The organism is Pseudonocardia sp. ICBG601 (genome assembly GCF_020496245.1).
On the sequence record NZ_JAHLJA010000148.1, the window covers coordinates 360,724 to 378,610 of the forward strand.

The following is a 17,887-nucleotide window of genomic DNA, read 5'->3' on the forward strand; positions in this document are numbered from 1 at the left end:
TCAGCGACGACGGTCGAACGGCCGCCGCGGCGACGGCGTCCCGACCGGCTCCCGCTCGGCCCGGGCGGGCTCGCGCCCGGTGTCCCGGGTGTCACGGGCCGTCTCCCGGCTGGCGACGGCGGTGCCGCCACGGGCCCGCTGCCCACGCGGCGTGACGACCGGCAACGGCCGGGTGGCGTTCTCGTCGAACGGGCTGCCGACGGTGTTCGGCCGGATCGGCAGCGGACCGGTCGGCGGGTCGAGACGACTGTGGGCGGGTGGTGCGGACACGTCGTCCTCCGGGTCGGGCGGGGTCGTCACCGGACCGCTGTCCGGGGTCCGACCGTCCGTGCCCGAGCCGTGGGTGACGGCCGGGTCACCGGGCGTGCGCATCATGCCATCCGCAGCGGCGGTCCCGCGCGCCGACGCGCCCGCCCCCACGGTGCCCTCGGGAGCGACCGCGGAGCCCATGACCGGGCGGACCGGAGCGGTGCCGCCCGACGCCGCGCCGCCCTGCGCCGCACCGTTCCGCGCCGCACCGTTCCGCGCCGGGTCGGGCTGCTCCGCACCGTTCTGCGCCGTGACGTTCCGCGCCGTGCCGTGCTCCGGTGTCCCGTGGTCGGCGCCGCCCTGCCCCAGCCACGCGTCCGGGCCGAAGTCGGCGGGCTCCTCGGCCCGCGCCCACGGCGACCGCGCGGTCACCCGCGGGATCGGGCCGGAGGGCCGGTCGTCGCACAGCTCCGCGGCCGGCTCGCCGCCGGGCCCGGCACCGGCGTGGTCGGCGGCCACCGGTTCGGGGGTCTCCTCCTCGGGCAGCGGCGCCGTCACGGCGGGCACGGTGACCCGGAACCGGGCCCCGCCCAGCTCCGGCGACGAGGTCGCCTCCACGGTCCCGCCGTGCGCCGCGACCAGCTCGGCGACGATCGCCAGGCCGAGCCCGGAGCCGCCGTCGCCGCGGGACCGGGCCTCGTCGAGCCGCACGAAGCGCTCGAAGACCCGGGCGCGGTCGGCCTCGGGGACGCCGTTGCCGTCGTCGTCGACCTCGATCACCGCGAGGTCGCCCTCGGCCCGGACCGACACCGCGACCGTCGACGACGCGTGCCGCTTGGCGTTGTCGACCAGGTTGCGCAGCACCCGGACCAGCTGCCCGCGGTCGCCGACCACCCGGACGGGCTCGCTGGTCACCCGGACCGCGACGGCGGTCTCGGCCGACGGACGCTCCCGCTCGGCGTCGGCGATCTCGTCGAGGTCGACCTCCTCGCGGCGCGGCGCGATGCCGCGCTCGTCGGCACGGGCGAGGAACAGCAGGTTCTCGACCAGGCCGGTCAGCCGAGAGGCCTCCCCGCGCAGGACGTCGACGGTGGCCCGGTCCGCGGACGCCTCCGGCATGCCCGAGCCGAGCAGCTCCAGACCGGTCGACACGGTCGCGAGCGGGCTGCGCAGCTCGTGGCTGGCGTCGGCGACGAAGCGACGCTGGGTCGCCTGGGAGGACTCGATCCGCCCGAGCATCTGGTTCATGGTGCGGGCGAGACGGCCGACCTCGTCGCGGGCGGCCGGCTCGTCGACGCGCTGGGAGAGGTCCTTGTCGCCCATCCCGGCGACCCGGGACCGCATGTCCTCCACCGGGCGCAGCGCGCGGCCGGCGAACAGGTAGGTGAAGCCGCCCGCGACCAGCACCAGCAGCGGGACCCCGCCCGCGACGAGCCAGGTCACGAGGTCGACGGCACTGTGCATCTGGTCGGTCGGCTGGGCGGAGTAGATCGTGATCGGCCGGTCGAAGGCCCGCACGCCGAGCCCGACGACCATCATGTTCTCGGTCTGCAGCGGCCCGGCGTCGGGCTCCGGGCCGCCCGCGTCGTGGAAGGTGACCGGCACGTCCATCTGGGAGCGCGTCTCGTGCGGGGCGAGGACCCAGTCCACCAGCTTCGGCTGGCCGTCCAGCGGCTCGGACGAGGCGAACACCTCGATGTTGCGGCCCTCGCCGTTCGACCCGACCCGGTCGTCGGGCGCGCCGGTCCGGTCGCTCCAGGCCGTGACGACCTGCACCAGGTCGGTGCGGCGGGCGGTGGTCACCACCGCGTTCTCCTTGGCCGGGTCGCCGGGGCGGTAGTCGGCGAAGTTGGCCTGGATGCGCTCGGCCACCTGCTGGGCGTTGGCCAGCAGGGCCTCCTCGGTGTTGCGCTTCAGCTGGCTCTCGAGGATCAGCACCAGCGACACACCGGCGACGACGAGCACCATCGCGACCGCCGTCGCCGCCGCGAGGGCGGACGCGGCGCGCACGCCGAGACGCTCGCGCATCCGGCGCAGGGTCCTCATCACGCTCACGAGGGTATCGCCGCCGACCTGTGCGGAGCCTGAGACGGACCGCACGGCGCGTTAACAACCGTTAACCGACGACGCTACGATCGTCCGATGGTCGCAGCAGGACCCTCCCCCGCGGACGGCGCGGGCGCGCGCACGGAGGCCCCGTCGCGGCGCGAGCAGATCCTCACCGAGGCGGCCCGGCTGTTCGCCCGGCACGGCTTCCACGGGGTGAGCATCGCCGACCTGGGCGCCGCGGTCGGTGTCAGCGGCCCCGCCCTCTACCGGCACTTCCCCGGCAAGGAGGCGCTGCTCGCCGAGCTGCTCATCGACATCTCCGAGCGCCTGCTCGACGGCGGCCGCGCCCGCGTGCACCACGACGACCCCCGTGCCGCGCTGGCCGACCTCGTCGACTTCCACGTCGCGTTCGCGACCCGCGAGCCGGAGCTGATCGTCGTGCAGGACCGGGACCTGGCGAACCTGCCCGAGGAGCCGCGCCGCACCGTGCGGCGGCTGCAGCGCACCTACGTCGAGCTGTGGGTGGACACGCTGCGCCGGGCGCACCCCGACGTCGCCCCGGCCGAGGCCCGCACCGTCGCCCACGGGGTGTTCGGCCTGCTCAACTCCACGCCGTACGCGCCGCGGGCCGAGCAGCCGTCCCCGCGCGGGGCGGACGCCCGGGCCGCGGTGCTGCGCCGGATGGCGCTGGCCGCGCTGGCGGTCGACCCGGCCTGACCAGCTCCGGGCCGAGCACCCGTCAGACCCCGACGCGCTCCCGTTCGGCGGCCACGGCGACCGGCGCGACGGCGGCCCGGGCCCGCCGGTCCTCCCGGCGCGCGACGACGAGCAGCCGCAGCCCGTTCAGGCACACCAGCACCGTGGACAGCTCGTGCCCGGCGACGCCGACGACCAGCGGCAACGTCCCGACCAGGTCCCACCCGACCAGGACGACGACCACCGCGGCGGCGAAGGCCAGGTTCGCCCGCGCGATCCGCCGCGCCCGCCGGGCCAGCACGACCAGCGGGGCCAGCGAGCCGAGCGGGTCGCGGGTGAGCACGCCATCGGCGGCGTCCAGGGACAGCGCCCCCGCCCCCTCGGAGACGACGAGCCCGACGTCGGCCGACGCGAGCAGCGGCGCGTCGTTGATGCCGTCGCCCGCGGCGAGCACCCGGCGGCCCCGGGCCTGCTCGGCGCGGACGACCTCGACCTTGCCGTCGGGCAGCAGCCCGGCCCGCACCCGGGTCAGGCCGAGCCGCTCGGCGAGCACCCGGGCCGGGCGCTCGGCGTCGCCGGTGAGGACCTGCGGGTCGCCGCCGACCTCGCGGCGCAGCGCGGCCAGCGCGGTCGCGGCACCCGGACGCGGCTCGTCGGACAGCCCGACCACCCCGGCGGGCTCGCCGTCCACCAGCACGACGACGGCGGTCCGCCCCGCCTCCTGCAGCGCGGCGACCCCGGGGACCTCCACGTCACCGGCGAGCTCCGGGCGCCCGACGGCGACGCTCCGCCCGCCGACGACCGCCCGCACACCCTCGCCCGGGACCGCGGTGAACCCCTCGGCGTGGGGCAGGTGCAGGCCGCGCTCCAGGGCGTGCGCGCGCACCGCCCGGCCCAGCACGTGCTCGCTGCCGGCCTCGGCGGCCCCGGCCAGGGCGAGCAGCTCGTCGGCGCGCCGGGACCCGAGCGGGGTCACCGACACCACCTGCGGGCGGCCGGAGGTCAGCGTGCCGGTCTTGTCGAGCACCACGGTGTCGACCTCGGCGAGCGCCTCCAGCACGGTGACGTCCTTGACCAGCGTCCCGCGCCGGCCGGACACCGCGACCGCGGCGAGCAGCGGCGGCATCGTCGCGAGCACGATCGCGCACGGCGAGGCCACGATCATGAAGACGATCGCGCGCAGCAGCGTCTCCTGGAACGGGGCGCCGAGCAGCAGCGGCACGGTGAGCAGCAGCACCGTCCCCGCGACGACCAGCACCGAGTAGCGCTGCTCGACGCGCTCGATGAACAGCTGGCGGCCCGCCTTGGTCTCCGCGGCCCGCTCGACCTGCGCCGCGACCCCCGCGACGACGGTGTCCGCCGCGTCCCGCGAGACCCGGACCCGCAGCACGCCGGTGCCGTTCACGGTGCCCGCGAGCACCGCGTCGCCGGGGCCGGTGCGGGCCGGGACCGGCTCCCCGGTCAGCGCGGAGGTGTCGACCTCCGACACCCCGTCGAGCACGGTGCCGTCGCCGGGGACCCGCTCCCCCGGCCGGACGACCACGACCTGCCCCGCGACGAGCCCGGCCGCCGGGAGGGTGCGCTCGGTGCCGTCGTCGTCGGCGACGGTGGCCGTCTCCGGGGCGAGGTCGAGCAGCGCGTGGATGCCGGCCCGGGTGCGGGCGGTCATGACCGACTCCAGCGCGCCGGACGTCGCGAAGATGACGACGAGCAGGCCGCCGTCGAACCACTGTCCGATCGCGGCGGCCGCGACCGCGGCGACGATCATCAGCAGGTCGACGTCGAGCCGCTTCTCCCCGAGCGCGCGCAGGCCCTCGAGCGCGGGCTCCCAGCCGCCGAGGACGTAGCAGGCCAGGTACAGGCCGACGACCACCGCGGACGGCGCGCCGAGCAGGTCGGCCCCGAGCGCGGCCAGGAAGGCCAGCAGGGAGGCCCCGGCCCAGCGGACCTCGGGCAGGGTCAGAGCGGATCGCATGCGTGGAACCGTACCTGCGCATGCACGAAGATACGCAGCCAGCCATCCAGATGGTGAGACGGTGGACCATCCGCGCAGTCACGCAGGTATCCTCGGCGTCGTGCACGAGTCCATCCACGGCTTCGCGATGCCGCCCGAGGACGAGGTCCGCCGGGTGGCGGACGCGATGCGCATGCTCTCCGACCCGACCCGGGTCAAGATCCTCTGGGCGCTGCTGCAGGGCGAGTCCTCGGTGGCCTGCCTCGCCGACCTGGTCGGCGCCGCCCCCACGGCGGTGAGCCAGCACCTGTCCAAGCTGCGGCTGTCGGGCCTGGTCGAGAACCGGCGCGAGGGGACCTACGTGTACTACACCGTGGAGGACGCGACCGTCCGCGCCGTGCTGGAGCGGATGCTCGGGCAGGGCACGGCCGTCGACGGGTAGGCCCGCGGCGGGGCGGGTACGCGAATCGGGAGGACGCAACCGATCTTCCCGGAGGAGCACCCCATGCCCCAGCTCAACATCGGTACCGAGAACGGCAGCCCGGTCGAGCTGCACTACACCGACCAGGGTTCCGGCGCCCCCGTCGTGCTGATCCACGGCTGGCCGCTGTCGGGGAGGTCCTGGGAGAAGCAGGTCCCCGCGCTGGTCGACGCCGGTCACCGGGTCGTGACCTACGACCGTCGTGGCTTCGGCCAGTCCTCCCAGCCCTGGGACGGCTACGACTACGACACCTTCGCCGACGACCTGCACGCCCTGCTCGTGCACCTCGACCTGCGCGAGGCCACCCTCGTCGGGTTCTCGATGGGCGGCGGCGAGGTCGTCCGCCACATCGCGCGGCACGGCACCGACCGGGTCGCCCGCGCCGTGCTGGCCGCGGCCGTCCCGCCGTACCTCTACCAGTCCGACGACAACCCCGACGGCGGTCTCGACGACGCCACGATCGAGCAGTTCCAGGGCGGCGTCACCGGTGACCGGATCGCCTTCCTGGAGGAGTTCACGTCGAACTTCTTCGCCGCGGGCGACCGGACCGACCTGATCAGCGAGCCGAACCGTGCCTACCACCGCGCGATCGCCGAGTTCGCGTCGCCGAAGGGCACCCTGGACTGCATCACCGCGTTCGGGCGCACCGACTTCCGCGACGACGTGCAGAAGGTCTCCGACGCCGGCATCCCGACCCTGGTCATCCACGGCGACGCCGACGCGATCGTCCCGTTCGAGGTGTCCGGCAAGCGCTCGCACGAGGCGATCGAGGGTGCTCGGCTCGTGCTGATCGAGGGTGGCCCGCACGGTCTCAACGCGACCCACCCCGACGAGTTCAACGCCGCGCTGCTCGACTTCCTGAAGGCCTGAGCGCCCGCCCCGGGTTCCGCTGTGGGCGGAACCCGGGGACCGCGGCCGCCGTCCGGCCCTACCGTGCCCCCATGAGCGAACCCCTCTGGCGGCACGCACTCGGTCGTGAGCTGCGACGACGGCGGCACGCCCGCGGCGAGACCCTGCACGCGACGGCCGGGCGCGCCGGGGTGTCCCCGCAGTACCTCTCGGAGGTGGAGCGGGGCCGCAAGGAGCCCTCCAGCGAGATGATCGCCGCCGTCGCCGGGGCGCTCGGGACCGACCTGGCCGGGCTGACCCGCGGCGTCGCCGACGGTCTCGCGACGGCCCCGCGGGCGCACGGGCCGCAGTGCGCCTACGCGCTGGCGGCCTGACCCGGCGCCGCTCAGCGACGCTCGCGGGTGCGCGGCGGCTGCGGTTCGAGCACGGTGTCGAGCAGGCCGTAGTCCCGGGCCGCGGACGCGGTGAACACGCGGTCGTGGTCGGTGTCGGCGCGCAGCCGCTCGACGGTCTGCCCGGTGTGCCGGGCCAGGATCTCCTCGATGTCGGCACGGATCCGGACCAGCTCGTCGGCCTGCAGGATCAGGTCCGGGATGGACCCGCGGCCCTGCGCCGCCGGCTGGTGCAGCACGACCCGGGCGTGCGGCAGCGCGCCGCGACGACCCTCGGTCCCGGCGGCGAGCAGCACCGCCCCCACCGAGACGGCCTGGCCGACGCACGTCGTCGCGACCGGGCAGCGGACGTGACGCAGCGTGTCGTAGATGCCGAGCATCGCGCTGGGGTCGCCGCCCCCGCAGTTGACGTAGAGCTGCACCTCGCGGTCGGGGTCGTCGGCCTCCAGGAACAGCAGCTGGGCGATCAGCGCGTTCGCCACGCCCGCGTCGATCTCGGTGCCCAGGTAGACGACCCGCTCGGTGAGCAGGTGGGAGTAGACGTCGAGGACCCGCTCGCCACCCGGGGTGCGGGCGATGACGTTCGGGATCGTGTAGGTGCTCACCGCCGTCACCGCCCCACGCCGAAGCCGGTCGGGACGGCACCGCGGCGCGGCACCACCTGGTCGAACCGGTCGACGACGGCGTCGACGAAGCCGTAGTCGAGCGCCTCGGCCGCGGAGTACCAGCGGTCGTGCAGCGAGTCGGTGAAGATCCGGTCCACCGGCTGCCCGGTGTCCTGGGCGATCAGGCCGAGCACGGTGTCGCGGGTGTGGCGCAGGTCGTCGGCCTGCAGCTCGATGTCGACGGCCGTCCCGCCGATCCCCGACGAGCCCTGGTGCATCAGCACCCGCGAGTGCGGCAGCGCGCGCCGCTTGCCCGGGGTGCCCGCCGAGAGCAGGAACTGCCCGGCGCTGTAGGCGATGCCGAGCACGAGCGTCGAGACGTCGCAGGGCACCAGCCGGAACAGGTCCCGCAGCGCCAGCATCGCCGGCACCGACCCGCCGGGCGAGTGGATCCAGAAAGCGATGTCGGCGTCCGGGTCGCGGGCGGCCAGCGCCACGACCTGGGTGGCGAGCAGGGTGCCGTTGTCGTCGTCGAGGGGGCCGTCGAGCACCACGACGCGCTGGTCGTAGAGGTCGCGGCGGGCGCGGTCGTCGAAGCGCGGGGTGCGCGGTGAGTCGCTCATGACCCCACCGTGGCCGGGGGACGGCCCGGTCCGCGCCCGGTTCTGCCCTGGGCAGCTCCGCCCAGGGCGAACGCGCCGGTCAGCCGGGGTGTCCGCCGCCCGGGTGCCGGTCGGCGAACACGTCGTAGCCGGCACCCTGGTCGCCCTGGACCAGGCGGCGCAGCGCCTCCTGCGCCGCGGCCCGCGGGTCGGCGGCCGCCTCGCCGGTGACCGGCTGCGGGCCGGTCGAGGACGCGTCGAGGTAGGGCCGGGGCCGCGACGGCGGCGGGGCCGGCGCGGGCCGCGGCGGCGGGGCGTGCGCGTCGGGCGGGGGCGCGACCGGGTCGTCGGACCCGCCGCCCTTCCCGGCCGGCCGCGGGCGCGGTGCGACGTCGTCGGGACCGCGGTGCCGGGCCGCGGCCGACGGCTCCGGGGACGGCCGCGGCGGGGCGCCCTCCCGCCCGGTCGCCGCGACGACGATGCGGTCCCCGGCCGGGTTCCGGCCGGCGTCGACCGGGCCGGCGTCGCCCGGTTCCTCAGGCAGGTGGGCCAGCGCCTCGCGCAGGTCGGCCAGCGGCAGCGGCCGGGTCGTCGTGACCGCGAACGCGACCCGCCCGGCCAGCGCGATGCCTGGCCAGCCCTGCGAGGCCAGCGCCAGCCGCTCGCCGACCCGGTCGCAGAGCCCGGCCAGGTGCCGGTCCGAGGCACCGGGCACGACCAGCGCGAACTCGCGCTCGGACAGCCGCAGGGCCGCGTCGACCGGGCCGAGCGGCTGGGTCATCGCCGCCGCGACCTGGTGGGCGGCGAACCAGGCGGCGCGGTCGTCGTCGTGCACGACGGAGCCGTCGAGGCCGGGCAGGTCGAACAGCGCGACGCCGACGGGCAGCGCCTCCGGCCCCGCCGGACCGGCGAAGCGGTCCAGGGCCTCGGCGGTGGGCAGGCCGCTCGCCGGGTCGACCGCGGCGGCGGCACGGGCGGCCGCGGCGCGCTGGGCGTCGGCCAGCTGGGACCGCAGCTCACGGGTGCCGGCCCGGGCCGACAGCAACCGGTCGATCATGTGGTTGAGCGAGGTCGTCGCCCACGCCTCGCCGGTGGTGCCCGCCGAGGCCGCCGGGTCGCCGCCGGTCGGCATCGAGGAGCCGAGCAGCTCGTCGACCGTGCGCCGCACCGAGGACGGCAGCCGGTCCCCCAGCGCGAACCGCAGCCGCGCGAGCTCGGTCCCGGCCTGGGCACGGGCGTAGCCCCAGCGTCCGAGGAACACCCGCCCGGCCTCGCCCTGCTCGCGCGGGTCGCGGGCGTACTGGTCGGTCGCGACCAGGAACGCACCCGCCCCGGGCCCGAGCGCGACGACGCTCCACTCCGACGCCAGCGGCTCGTCCGGGTCCAGCACCACGAGGTGGACGCCGTCCGGCACGTCGTGCACCCCGCCGTCGGCGAACGCGACGACGACGTGCATCCCGGCCTGGGCCATCCGCGCGTAGACCTCGCGCTCGCGGTCGAAGAAGCGCAGCTGCTGGAACAGCGCGACGACGACCGTCGGGTCCTCCCGCGGACCGGACATCACCGCGCGCTCGATGGAGTGCGACAGGTGCACGAGCAGCCGCTTCGACGCCGGCTCCGGACGGGCCCCCGAGGCCCGTTCCCAGGCCTCGCGGCGGCCCTCGGACAGCCCGTCGACATAGGCCTGCTCCGAGGCCACCCGGACGGCGTGGGCAAGCGGTCCCTCGGACATGGGTGACCTCCGGTCGTCGGACGGCGCCCCGGTTCGCGATACAGGATCACGCCGTGTGTCGAGCCAACAACCGCGGGTCGCCGGGGGCAACCGGTGGCCGGGTACGTCCGGTGGGACCACAGGTCACTGCGACCAGCGGCGTGACGGCCGCCGGTCCGTCCACCGCACGGCCGAGCGGAAGGACGGACGCGACGAACGGACGATCAGCCGTCGAGGGCGGCGACGGCCCGGCGGGCCGCGATCGGGTCGGCCGCGGCGCAGGCCGCGCGCGCCCGCTCCCGGCACTGCTCCACCGTCAGCCCGGCCAGGTTCGCCCCGACCGCGGCGAGCGCGCCCGTGCCCATCGACAGGCTCGCGACGCCGAGCCCCACCAGCACCGCGGCGAGCCCCGGGTCGGCCGCGGCCTCGCCGCACACCCCGACCGGCGTGCCGGTGCGCGCCGACGCCTCGCCGAGCAGCCCGATCAGCCGCAGCAGCGCTGGCTGCCACGGGTCGTTGAGCGCGGCCACCGGCCCGGACTGGCGGTCCGCGGCGAACAGGTACTGGGCCAGGTCGTTGGTGCCGACCGAGACGAAGTCGACCTCGGCCATGATCTCGTCGGCGGTGAGCACCGCGGCCGGGATCTCGATCATCACGCCGGCCTGCTCGATGCCGTGCGCCCGGCAGCGCTGCACGAACCAGCGCGCCTCCTCGGCGGTGGCGACCATCGGCGCCATCACCTTGAGCGCGACGCCGGTCTCCTTCGCCGCGGCGGCGAGCGCGGCGAGCTGGCGCTCCAGCACGCCGTCGCCGTTGCCCGGGACGCGGGCGATCCGCAGGCCGCGCACGCCCAGCGCCGGGTTGGGCTCGCCGTCGAGCGACAGGAACGGCAGCGGCTTGTCCGCGCCGGCGTCGAGGGTGCGGGCGGTGACCGGCTTGCCGGCGAACGCGGACAGCACCGCGGTGTAGACCTCGCGCTGGGCGGCCTCGGTGGGTTCCTCGGCCGCGGAGAGGAACGCGAGCTCGGTGCGGAACAGGCCGACGCCCTCGGCCCGGGCGTCCGCGGCCTTCGCCGCGCCGGGGCCGTCGCCGACGTTGGCCAGGACCGGCACGACCAGGCCGTCGGCGGTGCGGCCGACGCCGTCCCACTCGGCGGTGACCGAGGCGGCGGCGGCGAACGCGGTGGCCTCGTCGAGGGTGGCGACCTCGACGACCTCACCGGTGCCGCCGTCGACGGTCAGCGCGGCACCCTCGGCGATCCGGGTCGCGCCCGCGCAGCCGACGACCGCGGGGATCCCCAGCGAACGCGCGAGGATCGCGGTGTGGCTGGTCGGGCCGCCCTGCTCGGTGACCAGGGCGAGCGCGACGCCCGGCTTCAGCCCGGCGGTGTCGGCCGGGGCCAGGTCGGTCGCGACGAGCACGGCGGGCGCGTCCAGGTCGGCGACGCCCGGCGCGGGCAGCCCCAGCAGCTCGGCGACGATGCGGTCGCGCACGTCGTGGATGTCGCGGGCGCGCTCGGCCATGTAGCCGCCCATCGACGTCAGCATCTCCGCGAAGGAGTTCGCGGCCTCCCACACCGCGCGCGCGGCGGGGCGGCCCTGGCCGGTGACCAGGTCCTGCGCGCTCTCCAGCAGGGCCGGGTCCCCGACCATCGTCACGGTCGCCTCGAGCACCTCCCGCGCGTCCCCGCTGACGGTCGCGGCGCGCGCGGTTAGGCGCTGCGACACCAGCTCGACGGCCGGCGCGATCCGCGCGGCCTCGGCGGAGGCGTCGGCCGGGGCGGGGCCGGCGGCCGGCTCGCCCGGCGGCTCGGCGACGCGGACGACGCGGCCGCCGGCACGGCCGGGGCTGGCGGGGATTCCGGTGAGGGCGGTCGTGCTCGGCATGAGTGGCTCCCGGGGTTACTTCGACGTGACCCGTTGACAAACACAGTAAAACCCACATACTCAGACACAAGCAAGCATCGAAGCGGGAGCGAACGAAGATGTACGCAGCGGAGCGTCAGCAGTGGCTGCTCGACCGGACCCGGGATCGGGGCCGGGTCGACGTGGCCGCTGTCGCCGAGGAGCTCGATGTCACCCCCGAGACCATCCGCCGGGACCTCGGGACCCTGGAGCGCCAGGCCCTCGTCCGGCGGGTGCACGGCGGGGCGATCCCGTCGGACCTGCTGAACTTCGAGCCCGGGGTCGGCCAGCGCGACAGCCAGTTCGGCGCGGAGAAGGAGCGGATCGCCAAGGCCGCCCTCGCCGAGCTGGGCACCGCCGCGACCGTCCTGCTCGACGCCGGGACCACGACCTCCCGGCTCGCGAGCACCCTGCCCCGCGAGCGCGACGTCACCGTCGTCACCAACTCGCTGCCGATCGCGTCCTCGCTGGCCGGGCGCCCGAACGTGGACCTGCGACTGCTCGGCGGCCGGGTCCGCGGGACGACGCTTGCCACCGTCGACGACTGGGGCACCGAGGTGCTGGCCGGTCTCACGATCGACGTCGCCTTCATCGGGACCAACGGCTTCTCCGTGGCACGCGGCCTCACCACACCCGACACCGGCGAGGGCGCGACCAAGCGGGCGATGCTGCGCGCCGCCCGCCGCACCGTCGTCCTCGCCGACGCCAGCAAGTTCGGCTCCGACCAGTTCGTCCGCTTCGGCACGCTGGCCGAGGTCGACACGCTGATCACCGACACCGGCCTCGACGCGGCGGACGCCGCCGCGCTGGAGGCCGCCGGCCCCAAGGTGGTACGCGCATGACACCCCGTTCCGTCCCCGCACCGCGGATGTTCGTGACGGTCACCCCGAACCCGAGCCTGGACCGGACCATCGCGCTGCCGCACCTGGTGCGCGGCGAGGTCCACCGGGCCGAGTCGGTCCGGATCGACCCCGGCGGCAAGGGCGTCAACGTCGCCCGCGCCCTGGCCTCGGCCGGGCACCGCACGGTGGCGCTGATGCCGTCGGGCGCGACGCCCGGCGAGCGGCTGGCCGCACTGCTGGAGCCGACCGACGTCACCACCGTCGCGGTGCCCATCACCGAGGCCACCCGGGTCAACATCACCCTGGTCGAGCCGGACGGCGTCACCACGAAGATCAACGAGCGGGGCCCGCACCTGGCCGCCGACGAGGTCGAGGCCCTGATGGACCGGGCCTGCGCGCTCGGCGCGGGCGCGACCTGGCTGGTGGGCTGCGGCTCGCTGCCGTCGGGCGTCGGCGACGACTTCTACGCCGAGCTGGTCCGGCGCTGCCGCCGGCCCGGCCTGCGGATCGCCGTCGACACCTCGGACGCGCCGCTGCACCACGCCGTCGCGGCGGCCCCCGACCTCGTGAAGCCCAACCACGCCGAGCTGGCCGAGCTCGTCGGGCGCCCCCTGGGCAGCCTCGGCGACGTGCTGCTGGCCGCCCGCGAGCTGCGTGCCCGCGGGATCGGCGCGGTCCTGGTCAGCCTGGGCGCCGGTGGCGCCCTGCTGGTCGACCGGTCCGGCGAGTACCACGCCCGGACCCCTCCGATCACCGTGCTCAGCACGGTGGGCGCCGGTGACTCCACCCTGGCCGGGTTCCTGGCCGCGGGTGGGGAGGGACCCGACGCCCTGCGGCAGGCCGTGGCCTACGGCGCCGCCGCCTGCCGACTGCCCGGCTCCGCCACGCCGGGTCCGGCCGACATCCGAATCGACGACGTCGAACTGGCCCCCACGCCGGACGTCACCCTCGCCCTCACCGGAGATGCCGCATGACCGCACTGATCACCGCAGATCTGGTCGACCTCGACGTGCCGTCGGCCGACCGCAGGACCGCCGTCACCGCGCTCGCCGAGCGCCTGGTGAAGGCCGGCCGGGTCACCGATCTCGACCGGTTCCTCGCCGACATCGAGGCCCGCGAGGCCCAGATGCCGACCGGCCTGGAGGGTGGCATCGGCATCCCGCACTGCCGTTCCGCGGCCGTCACCGAGCCGACGCTGGCCTTCGGCCGCGCGCCGTCGGGTGTCGACTTCGGCGCCGAGGACGGCCCCGCCGACCTCATCTTCATGATCGCCGCCCCCGAGGGCGGGAACACCGACCACATGACGGTGCTCGCTGCGCTGGCCCGTCGCCTGGTCCGTGCCTCGTTCAAGAACGAGCTCCGCAACGCCACCGACCCGGCCGCCGTCGCGACCTTCATCCAGCAGGAGGTGGGAGCGTGAAGCTCCTCGCCGTCACCGCATGCCCGACGGGCATCGCCCACACCTACATGGCCGCCGAGGCCCTCGAGGTCGCCGCCGAGGAGGCGGGTCACGAGATCGTCGTCGAGACCCAGGGGTCCGCGGGCTCGACGCCCTTCACCCAGGCCCAGCTCGACGAGGCCGAGGCGATCATCCTGGCCGCCGACGTCGAGGTGCGGGACAAGGAGCGCTTCGCGCACCTGCCGACCGTCACCTCCCCGGTCAAGAAGGCCATCGGCGGCGCGCCGGGCCTGATCGAGCAGGCCGTCGCGAAGGCGACCGCGCAGCCGAAGGGCTCGGCCGCGGCCGCCGTCCCGGCCCAGCGCGACGGGTCCGACCTGGACACCAAGAACTTCGGCGCCGGCTTCGGCTCGAAGCTGCGCGGCTGGCTGATGACCGGCGTCTCCTACGTCATCCCGTTCGTCGCGGCCGGCGGTCTGCTGATCGCGCTGGGCTTCGCCCTGGGCGGCTACCAGATCACCGAGGCGCCCGACGTCGTCTCCTTCGGTGACGACGGCGTGGCCTCGGTCGTGTTCGACCCGGGTGCCCTGCAGTCCTGGGCCGCGCTGTTCTTCCAGGTCGGTGGCCTGGCGTTCGGCTTCCTGGTCCCGGTCCTGGCCGGCTTCATCGCCTACGCCATCGCCGACCGCCCGGCCCTGGTGCCCGGCTTCGTCGGCGGCATGATCGCCGTCCAGACCCACGCCGGGTTCCTCGGCGGTCTGGTCGCCGGTCTGCTCGCCGGTGCGGTCATCTACGGCCTCAAGCTGTGGCAGCCGCCGCGCGCCCTGGCCGGGATCATGCCGGTGCTGGTGCTGCCGCTGATCGGTACCGCCGTCGTCGGCGCGATCATGTTCCTGGTCGTCGGCACGCCCCTCGCGGCCGCCACGACCGGCCTGACCAACTGGCTCAACGGCCTCTCGGGCACCAACGCGATCCTGCTCGGCGCCCTGCTCGGCCTGATGATGGCCTTCGACATGGGCGGCCCGGTCAACAAGGCCGCCTACGCCTTCGCCGTCGCCGGGCTGTCCACCGGCTCCGAGACCGCGCTGATGATCATGGCTGCGGTCATGGCCGCCGGCATGACCCCGCCGCTGGCGCTGGCCCTGGCCACCGCCGTCCGCAAGAACCTGTTCACCAAGGCCGAGCAGGAGAACGGCCGCGCCGCCTGGCTGCTGGGCGCCTCGTTCATCACCGAGGGCGCGATCCCGTTCGCCGCGGCCGACCCGCTGCGGGTCATCCCGTCGCTGATGGCCGGGTCCGCGGTGGCCGGCTCGCTGTCGATGGCCTTCGGCGCGACCCTGCGGGCCCCGCACGGCGGCATCTTCGTGGTCCCGCTGATCGGCAACCCGTTCGCCTACCTGCTGGCGATCATCGCGGGCACCCTGGTCTCCGCCGCCCTGGTCGTCGGCCTGAAGTCCGCCCGCCGCACCCCGGCCCCGGCCGCCGCCGAGCAGACCGCCACCGCCCCGGCCGCCGCGCCGGTCGCGGGCTGACCCACCCGAGAGAAGGAGCACCCACCATGGCCGAGCGCCGTGTGAAGGTCGGTTCGTCGGTCGGGCTGCACGCCCGCCCCGCCAACCTGTTCGTGACCGCCGCCAAGGAGCAGGGGGTCAAGGTGAGGATCGGGACCGCCGACGGCGAGCGTGGTCCGGTCGACGCCGCCTCGATCCTGTCGGTGATGGGCCTGGGCGTGAAGTCCGGCGAGGAGGTCGTGCTGACCTCCTCCGACGACGAGCAGGGCGAGGCCGCCGTCGCGGCCCTGGCCGCGCTGCTGGAGCAGGACCTCGACGCGAGCTGACCCTGCGTCACCCGGTACGACCCGGACGCCCCGCCGCGCCTCCCGCGCGGCGGGGCGTCCGGCCGTCCGCACCCCGGTCCCGCCGAGACGCACGTGTCCGCCCTCCCGGGGGCCGGAACGTGCGGCTCGATCCCGCGGCTCAGTCCCGCAGGACGGTCACCCCGCGCGGGGGCAGGGTGCCGGCCGGGCCGGCGAGCACCTCCGCCGCGCCGAGCGGCCCCAGGTCGACGGGGGCGTCGGTCCGGTTGACGACGAACCGGAACCCGTCGCGGCGGACCAGCTCCACCCGTCCCGCCAGCTCGCCGGGCAGCTCGGGGGCGATCCCGGCGGCGGCCAGCAGGCGTCGCAGCAGCGGGGCGCGGTCGGCGAGGCGGGTCGGGACGTAGGTCGCCGACCCGTCCCCGACCGGGCGGCGGGTCACCGCGGGCAGCCCGGCGAGGTCCCCCGCGGCCGGGTCGGTGCCGCCGCCGGTCCAGCGGGCGAGCACCTCGACGGCCGGGTCCACCACCTGCACGGCCTCGCTCCACAGGTCACCGGTGGAGCCGTCGTCGAGCTCGACGACGGCGCCCGGGTCGAGCGGCGCGAACTCCTCGACCCGGATGCCCAGCAGGTCGCGCAGCGCGCCCGGGTAGCCGCCGAGGACGGCGTGCGCGTCGTCGTCGACGGTGCCGGAGAAGTAGGTGGTGACCAGGTGCCCACCGGCCCCGACGTAGGCGGTCAGCGCGGCCGCCCGGTCCGGGCCGACCACGTGCAGCACCGGGGCGACGACCAGCCCGTAGCCGGACAGGTCCGCGTCCGCGGACGTGACGTCGGCCCGCACCCCGGCGTCGAGGAACGCCCGGTACCAGCCGAGCGCCTCGGCCTTGTAGCGCAGCTCGGTGGTCGGGGTGAACGGCTGCTCGGCGGCCCACCACGACGGCCAGTCCCACAGCACCGCGGCCGGCGCGGGGACCCGCCGCGCCCCGGCGACCGGGGCCAGGTCGCGCAGTGTCGCCCCGAGCGCGGTGACGTCGCGGAACAGCGCCGAGGCCGGCCCGGCGTGCGGCACCATCGCCGAGTGGAACTTCTCCGCGCCCGCCGCGGACTGGCGCCACTGGAAGAAGCAGAGCGCGTCGGCGCCGTGCGCGAGGTGGGTGAGCGCGTCGCGGGCGAGCTCCCCGGGGCGTTTGGCGCGGTTGACCGGCTGCCAGTTCACCGCCGACGTCGAGTGCTCCATCAGCCACCACGGGTGCCCGCCGGCGAGGTTGCCGGTGAGGTTGGCCGAGAACGACAGCTCGTCGCGGGCGTCCGGGCCGGGGAACACGTAGTGGTCGTTGGCGACGATGTCGACCTCGGGCGCCCAGGTCGCGTAGTCCATGCCGCTGGTCTCGCCCATCACCATGAAGTTGGTGGTCACGGGCACGTCCGGGGTGAGATCGCGCAGCAGGTCCCGCTCGGCGCGCAGGTGGTCGAGCAGGGCGTCGGAGGAGAAGCGGGCGAAGTCGAGCTGCTGGGTCGGGTTCGGGTGGGTGCCCGGGCCGGTGCGGCGCGGGGTGCCGATCTCGTCCCAGTCGCCGTAGTGCTGGGACCAGAACGCGGTGCCCCAGGCGTGGTTGAGCCGGTCGAGGTCGCCGTAGCGGCGCTGCAGCCAGGCCCGGAACGCGACCCGGGCGTCGTCGGAGTGGTCGTGGACGTCGTGGCAGCCCAGCTCGTTGGACACGTGCCAGGCGGCGAGCGCGGGGTGGTCGCCGTAGCGGCGGGCGAGCCGCTCGACCAGGGCGAGGGCGTGTCGGCGGAACACCGGGGAGGTCGGGCGGTGGTGCTGGCGCCCGCCCGGCGCCAGGGTCCGGCCGTCGGCGTCGGCGGCGAGGATCTCCGGGTGCCGGTGGTGCAGCCACGGCGGGGGTGACGCCGTGCCCGTCGCGAGGTCGACGGCGATCCCGCCCGCGTGCAGCAGGTCCAGCACGTCGTCGAGCCACCCGAGGTCCCAGCGGTCCGGCGCGGGCTGGAGCAGCGCCCAGGAGAAGACGCCGACGGTCGCGACCGTCACGCCTGCCTCGCGCATGAGCGCGACGTCGGACTCCCACACCGCGCGCGGCCACTGCTCGGGGTTGTAGTCGGCCCCGAACTCGATGCGGGGACGGGAGGCACCGGGGGTGCGACGCAGCCAGCGGGTCATGCGCCCAGTGTGGCCCGCGACGATGTGCGATGTCGTGCGGATGTGTCCGGGTTCGTGCGGATCAGGTTTCCCCGGGGTTACGGGCGGCGCCAGCGATGGCCCCGCCCCGCGCCGGCGGGGGACGATGCCGCTGCCCGAACCCCGTTCCCGACGACGCGA

The 17,887-nt window shown here is 75.9% G+C and carries 16 protein-coding genes; 9 read left to right on the forward strand and 7 right to left on the reverse strand.

Going from position 1 to position 17,887, the window contains the following annotated elements:
* Nucleotides 1-2,295: a HAMP domain-containing sensor histidine kinase gene (locus KPL57_RS30800; RefSeq protein ID WP_226356597.1), complete on the reverse strand. Its 2,295-nt coding sequence runs from the start codon at nucleotides 2,293-2,295 to the stop codon at nucleotides 1-3.
* 96 nt (nucleotides 2,296-2,391) lie between these two features.
* On the opposite strand from KPL57_RS30800, the gene KPL57_RS30805 reads away from it, so the two are divergent.
* The gene (locus tag KPL57_RS30805; RefSeq protein WP_226354172.1) at nucleotides 2,392-3,015 is read left to right on the forward strand and encodes a TetR/AcrR family transcriptional regulator; all 624 of its coding nucleotides are present in this window, start codon (nucleotides 2,392-2,394) and stop codon (nucleotides 3,013-3,015) included.
* 22 nt (nucleotides 3,016-3,037) lie between these two features.
* On the opposite strand, the gene KPL57_RS30810 is transcribed toward KPL57_RS30805, so the two are convergent.
* Nucleotides 3,038-4,969 carry a heavy metal translocating P-type ATPase gene (locus KPL57_RS30810; protein ID WP_226354173.1) on the reverse strand — a complete coding sequence of 644 codons (1,932 nt, stop codon included), beginning with the start codon at nucleotides 4,967-4,969 and terminating at the stop codon, nucleotides 3,038-3,040.
* Nucleotides 4,970-5,069: 100 nt separating this feature from the next.
* Here KPL57_RS30810 and KPL57_RS30815 point away from each other — a divergent pair, with 100 nt between their 5' ends.
* The 3 genes from KPL57_RS30815 (at nucleotide 5,070) to KPL57_RS30825 (ending at nucleotide 6,652) form a co-directional block, all read left to right on the forward strand.
* Nucleotides 5,070-5,390, forward strand: coding sequence for a metalloregulator ArsR/SmtB family transcription factor (locus KPL57_RS30815; protein ID WP_226354174.1), 321 nt, complete (start codon nucleotides 5,070-5,072; stop codon nucleotides 5,388-5,390).
* Nucleotides 5,391-5,453: 63 nt separating this feature from the next.
* Nucleotides 5,454-6,299, forward strand: coding sequence for an alpha/beta fold hydrolase (locus tag KPL57_RS30820; RefSeq protein WP_226354175.1), 846 nt, complete (start codon nucleotides 5,454-5,456; stop codon nucleotides 6,297-6,299).
* A gap of 71 nt (nucleotides 6,300-6,370) precedes the next feature.
* Nucleotides 6,371-6,652, forward strand: coding sequence for a helix-turn-helix domain-containing protein (locus KPL57_RS30825; RefSeq protein WP_226354176.1), 282 nt, complete (start codon nucleotides 6,371-6,373; stop codon nucleotides 6,650-6,652).
* A gap of 11 nt (nucleotides 6,653-6,663) precedes the next feature.
* Here KPL57_RS30825 and KPL57_RS30830 read toward each other — a convergent pair whose 3' ends face one another.
* The 4 genes from KPL57_RS30830 to KPL57_RS30845 form a co-directional block, all read right to left on the reverse strand.
* Entirely contained in the window at nucleotides 6,664-7,275 is a 612-nt protein-coding gene (locus KPL57_RS30830; RefSeq protein ID WP_062403890.1) for a ClpP family protease, read from the reverse strand.
* 5 nt (nucleotides 7,276-7,280) lie between these two features.
* Nucleotides 7,281-7,898: a ClpP family protease gene (locus KPL57_RS30835; RefSeq protein WP_062398509.1), complete on the reverse strand. Its 618-nt coding sequence runs from the start codon at nucleotides 7,896-7,898 to the stop codon at nucleotides 7,281-7,283.
* Nucleotides 7,899-7,977: 79 nt separating this feature from the next.
* The gene (locus tag KPL57_RS67540; RefSeq protein ID WP_264198689.1) at nucleotides 7,978-9,609 is read right to left on the reverse strand and encodes a DICT sensory domain-containing protein; all 1,632 of its coding nucleotides are present in this window, start codon (nucleotides 9,607-9,609) and stop codon (nucleotides 7,978-7,980) included.
* 203 nt (nucleotides 9,610-9,812) lie between these two features.
* The gene (locus KPL57_RS30845; protein ID WP_226354177.1) at nucleotides 9,813-11,474 is read right to left on the reverse strand and encodes a putative PEP-binding protein; all 1,662 of its coding nucleotides are present in this window, start codon (nucleotides 11,472-11,474) and stop codon (nucleotides 9,813-9,815) included.
* A gap of 98 nt (nucleotides 11,475-11,572) precedes the next feature.
* Between KPL57_RS30845 and KPL57_RS30850 the strand changes: the two genes are divergently transcribed.
* Genes KPL57_RS30850 through KPL57_RS30870 form a run of 5 tightly spaced genes read left to right on the forward strand, consistent with a single transcriptional unit; the run spans nucleotide 11,573 to nucleotide 15,570 of the window.
* Nucleotides 11,573-12,334 carry a DeoR/GlpR family DNA-binding transcription regulator gene (locus KPL57_RS30850; RefSeq protein WP_226354178.1) on the forward strand — a complete coding sequence of 254 codons (762 nt, stop codon included), beginning with the start codon at nucleotides 11,573-11,575 and terminating at the stop codon, nucleotides 12,332-12,334.
* A gap of 26 nt (nucleotides 12,335-12,360) precedes the next feature.
* Nucleotides 12,361-13,308, forward strand: a complete 948-nt coding sequence (gene pfkB / locus KPL57_RS30855; protein WP_226356598.1) for a 1-phosphofructokinase — start codon at nucleotides 12,361-12,363, stop codon at nucleotides 13,306-13,308.
* Nucleotides 13,305-13,754, forward strand: coding sequence for a PTS sugar transporter subunit IIA (locus KPL57_RS30860; protein ID WP_226354179.1), 450 nt, complete (start codon nucleotides 13,305-13,307; stop codon nucleotides 13,752-13,754). Before pfkB ends, KPL57_RS30860 begins: the two co-directional genes overlap by 4 nt.
* Nucleotides 13,751-15,265, forward strand: a complete 1,515-nt coding sequence (locus tag KPL57_RS30865) for a PTS fructose transporter subunit IIC (RefSeq protein ID WP_062398517.1) — start codon at nucleotides 13,751-13,753, stop codon at nucleotides 15,263-15,265. Before KPL57_RS30860 ends, KPL57_RS30865 begins: the two co-directional genes overlap by 4 nt.
* Nucleotides 15,266-15,291: 26 nt before the next feature.
* Nucleotides 15,292-15,570 (forward strand): HPr family phosphocarrier protein, encoded by a 279-nt coding sequence (locus tag KPL57_RS30870; protein WP_226354180.1) that lies wholly within the window; start codon nucleotides 15,292-15,294, stop codon nucleotides 15,568-15,570.
* 139 nt (nucleotides 15,571-15,709) lie between these two features.
* On the opposite strand, the gene KPL57_RS30875 is transcribed toward KPL57_RS30870, so the two are convergent.
* The gene (locus KPL57_RS30875; protein WP_226354181.1) at nucleotides 15,710-17,728 is read right to left on the reverse strand and encodes a beta-galactosidase; all 2,019 of its coding nucleotides are present in this window, start codon (nucleotides 17,726-17,728) and stop codon (nucleotides 15,710-15,712) included.
* Between the last annotated feature and the right edge of the window lie 159 nt (nucleotides 17,729-17,887).

Coding starts and splice junctions, on each gene's coding strand:
- KPL57_RS30800 (WP_226356597.1), bottom strand. CDS start 2,295: ATGAGGACCCTGCGCCGGATGCGCGAGCGTCTCGGCGTGCGCGCCGCG.
- KPL57_RS30805 (WP_226354172.1), top strand. CDS start 2,392: ATGGTCGCAGCAGGACCCTCCCCCGCGGACGGCGCGGGCGCGCGCACG.
- KPL57_RS30810 (WP_226354173.1), bottom strand. CDS start 4,969: ATGCGATCCGCTCTGACCCTGCCCGAGGTCCGCTGGGCCGGGGCCTCC.
- KPL57_RS30820 (WP_226354175.1), top strand. CDS start 5,454: ATGCCCCAGCTCAACATCGGTACCGAGAACGGCAGCCCGGTCGAGCTG.
- KPL57_RS30825 (WP_226354176.1), top strand. CDS start 6,371: ATGAGCGAACCCCTCTGGCGGCACGCACTCGGTCGTGAGCTGCGACGA.
- KPL57_RS30835 (WP_062398509.1), bottom strand. CDS start 7,898: ATGAGCGACTCACCGCGCACCCCGCGCTTCGACGACCGCGCCCGCCGC.
- KPL57_RS67540 (WP_264198689.1), bottom strand. CDS start 9,609: ATGTCCGAGGGACCGCTTGCCCACGCCGTCCGGGTGGCCTCGGAGCAG.
- KPL57_RS30845 (WP_226354177.1), bottom strand. CDS start 11,474: ATGCCGAGCACGACCGCCCTCACCGGAATCCCCGCCAGCCCCGGCCGT.
- KPL57_RS30850 (WP_226354178.1), top strand. CDS start 11,573: ATGTACGCAGCGGAGCGTCAGCAGTGGCTGCTCGACCGGACCCGGGAT.
- pfkB (WP_226356598.1), top strand. CDS start 12,361: ATGTTCGTGACGGTCACCCCGAACCCGAGCCTGGACCGGACCATCGCG.
- KPL57_RS30860 (WP_226354179.1), top strand. CDS start 13,305: ATGACCGCACTGATCACCGCAGATCTGGTCGACCTCGACGTGCCGTCG.
- KPL57_RS30870 (WP_226354180.1), top strand. CDS start 15,292: ATGGCCGAGCGCCGTGTGAAGGTCGGTTCGTCGGTCGGGCTGCACGCC.
- KPL57_RS30875 (WP_226354181.1), bottom strand. CDS start 17,728: ATGACCCGCTGGCTGCGTCGCACCCCCGGTGCCTCCCGTCCCCGCATC.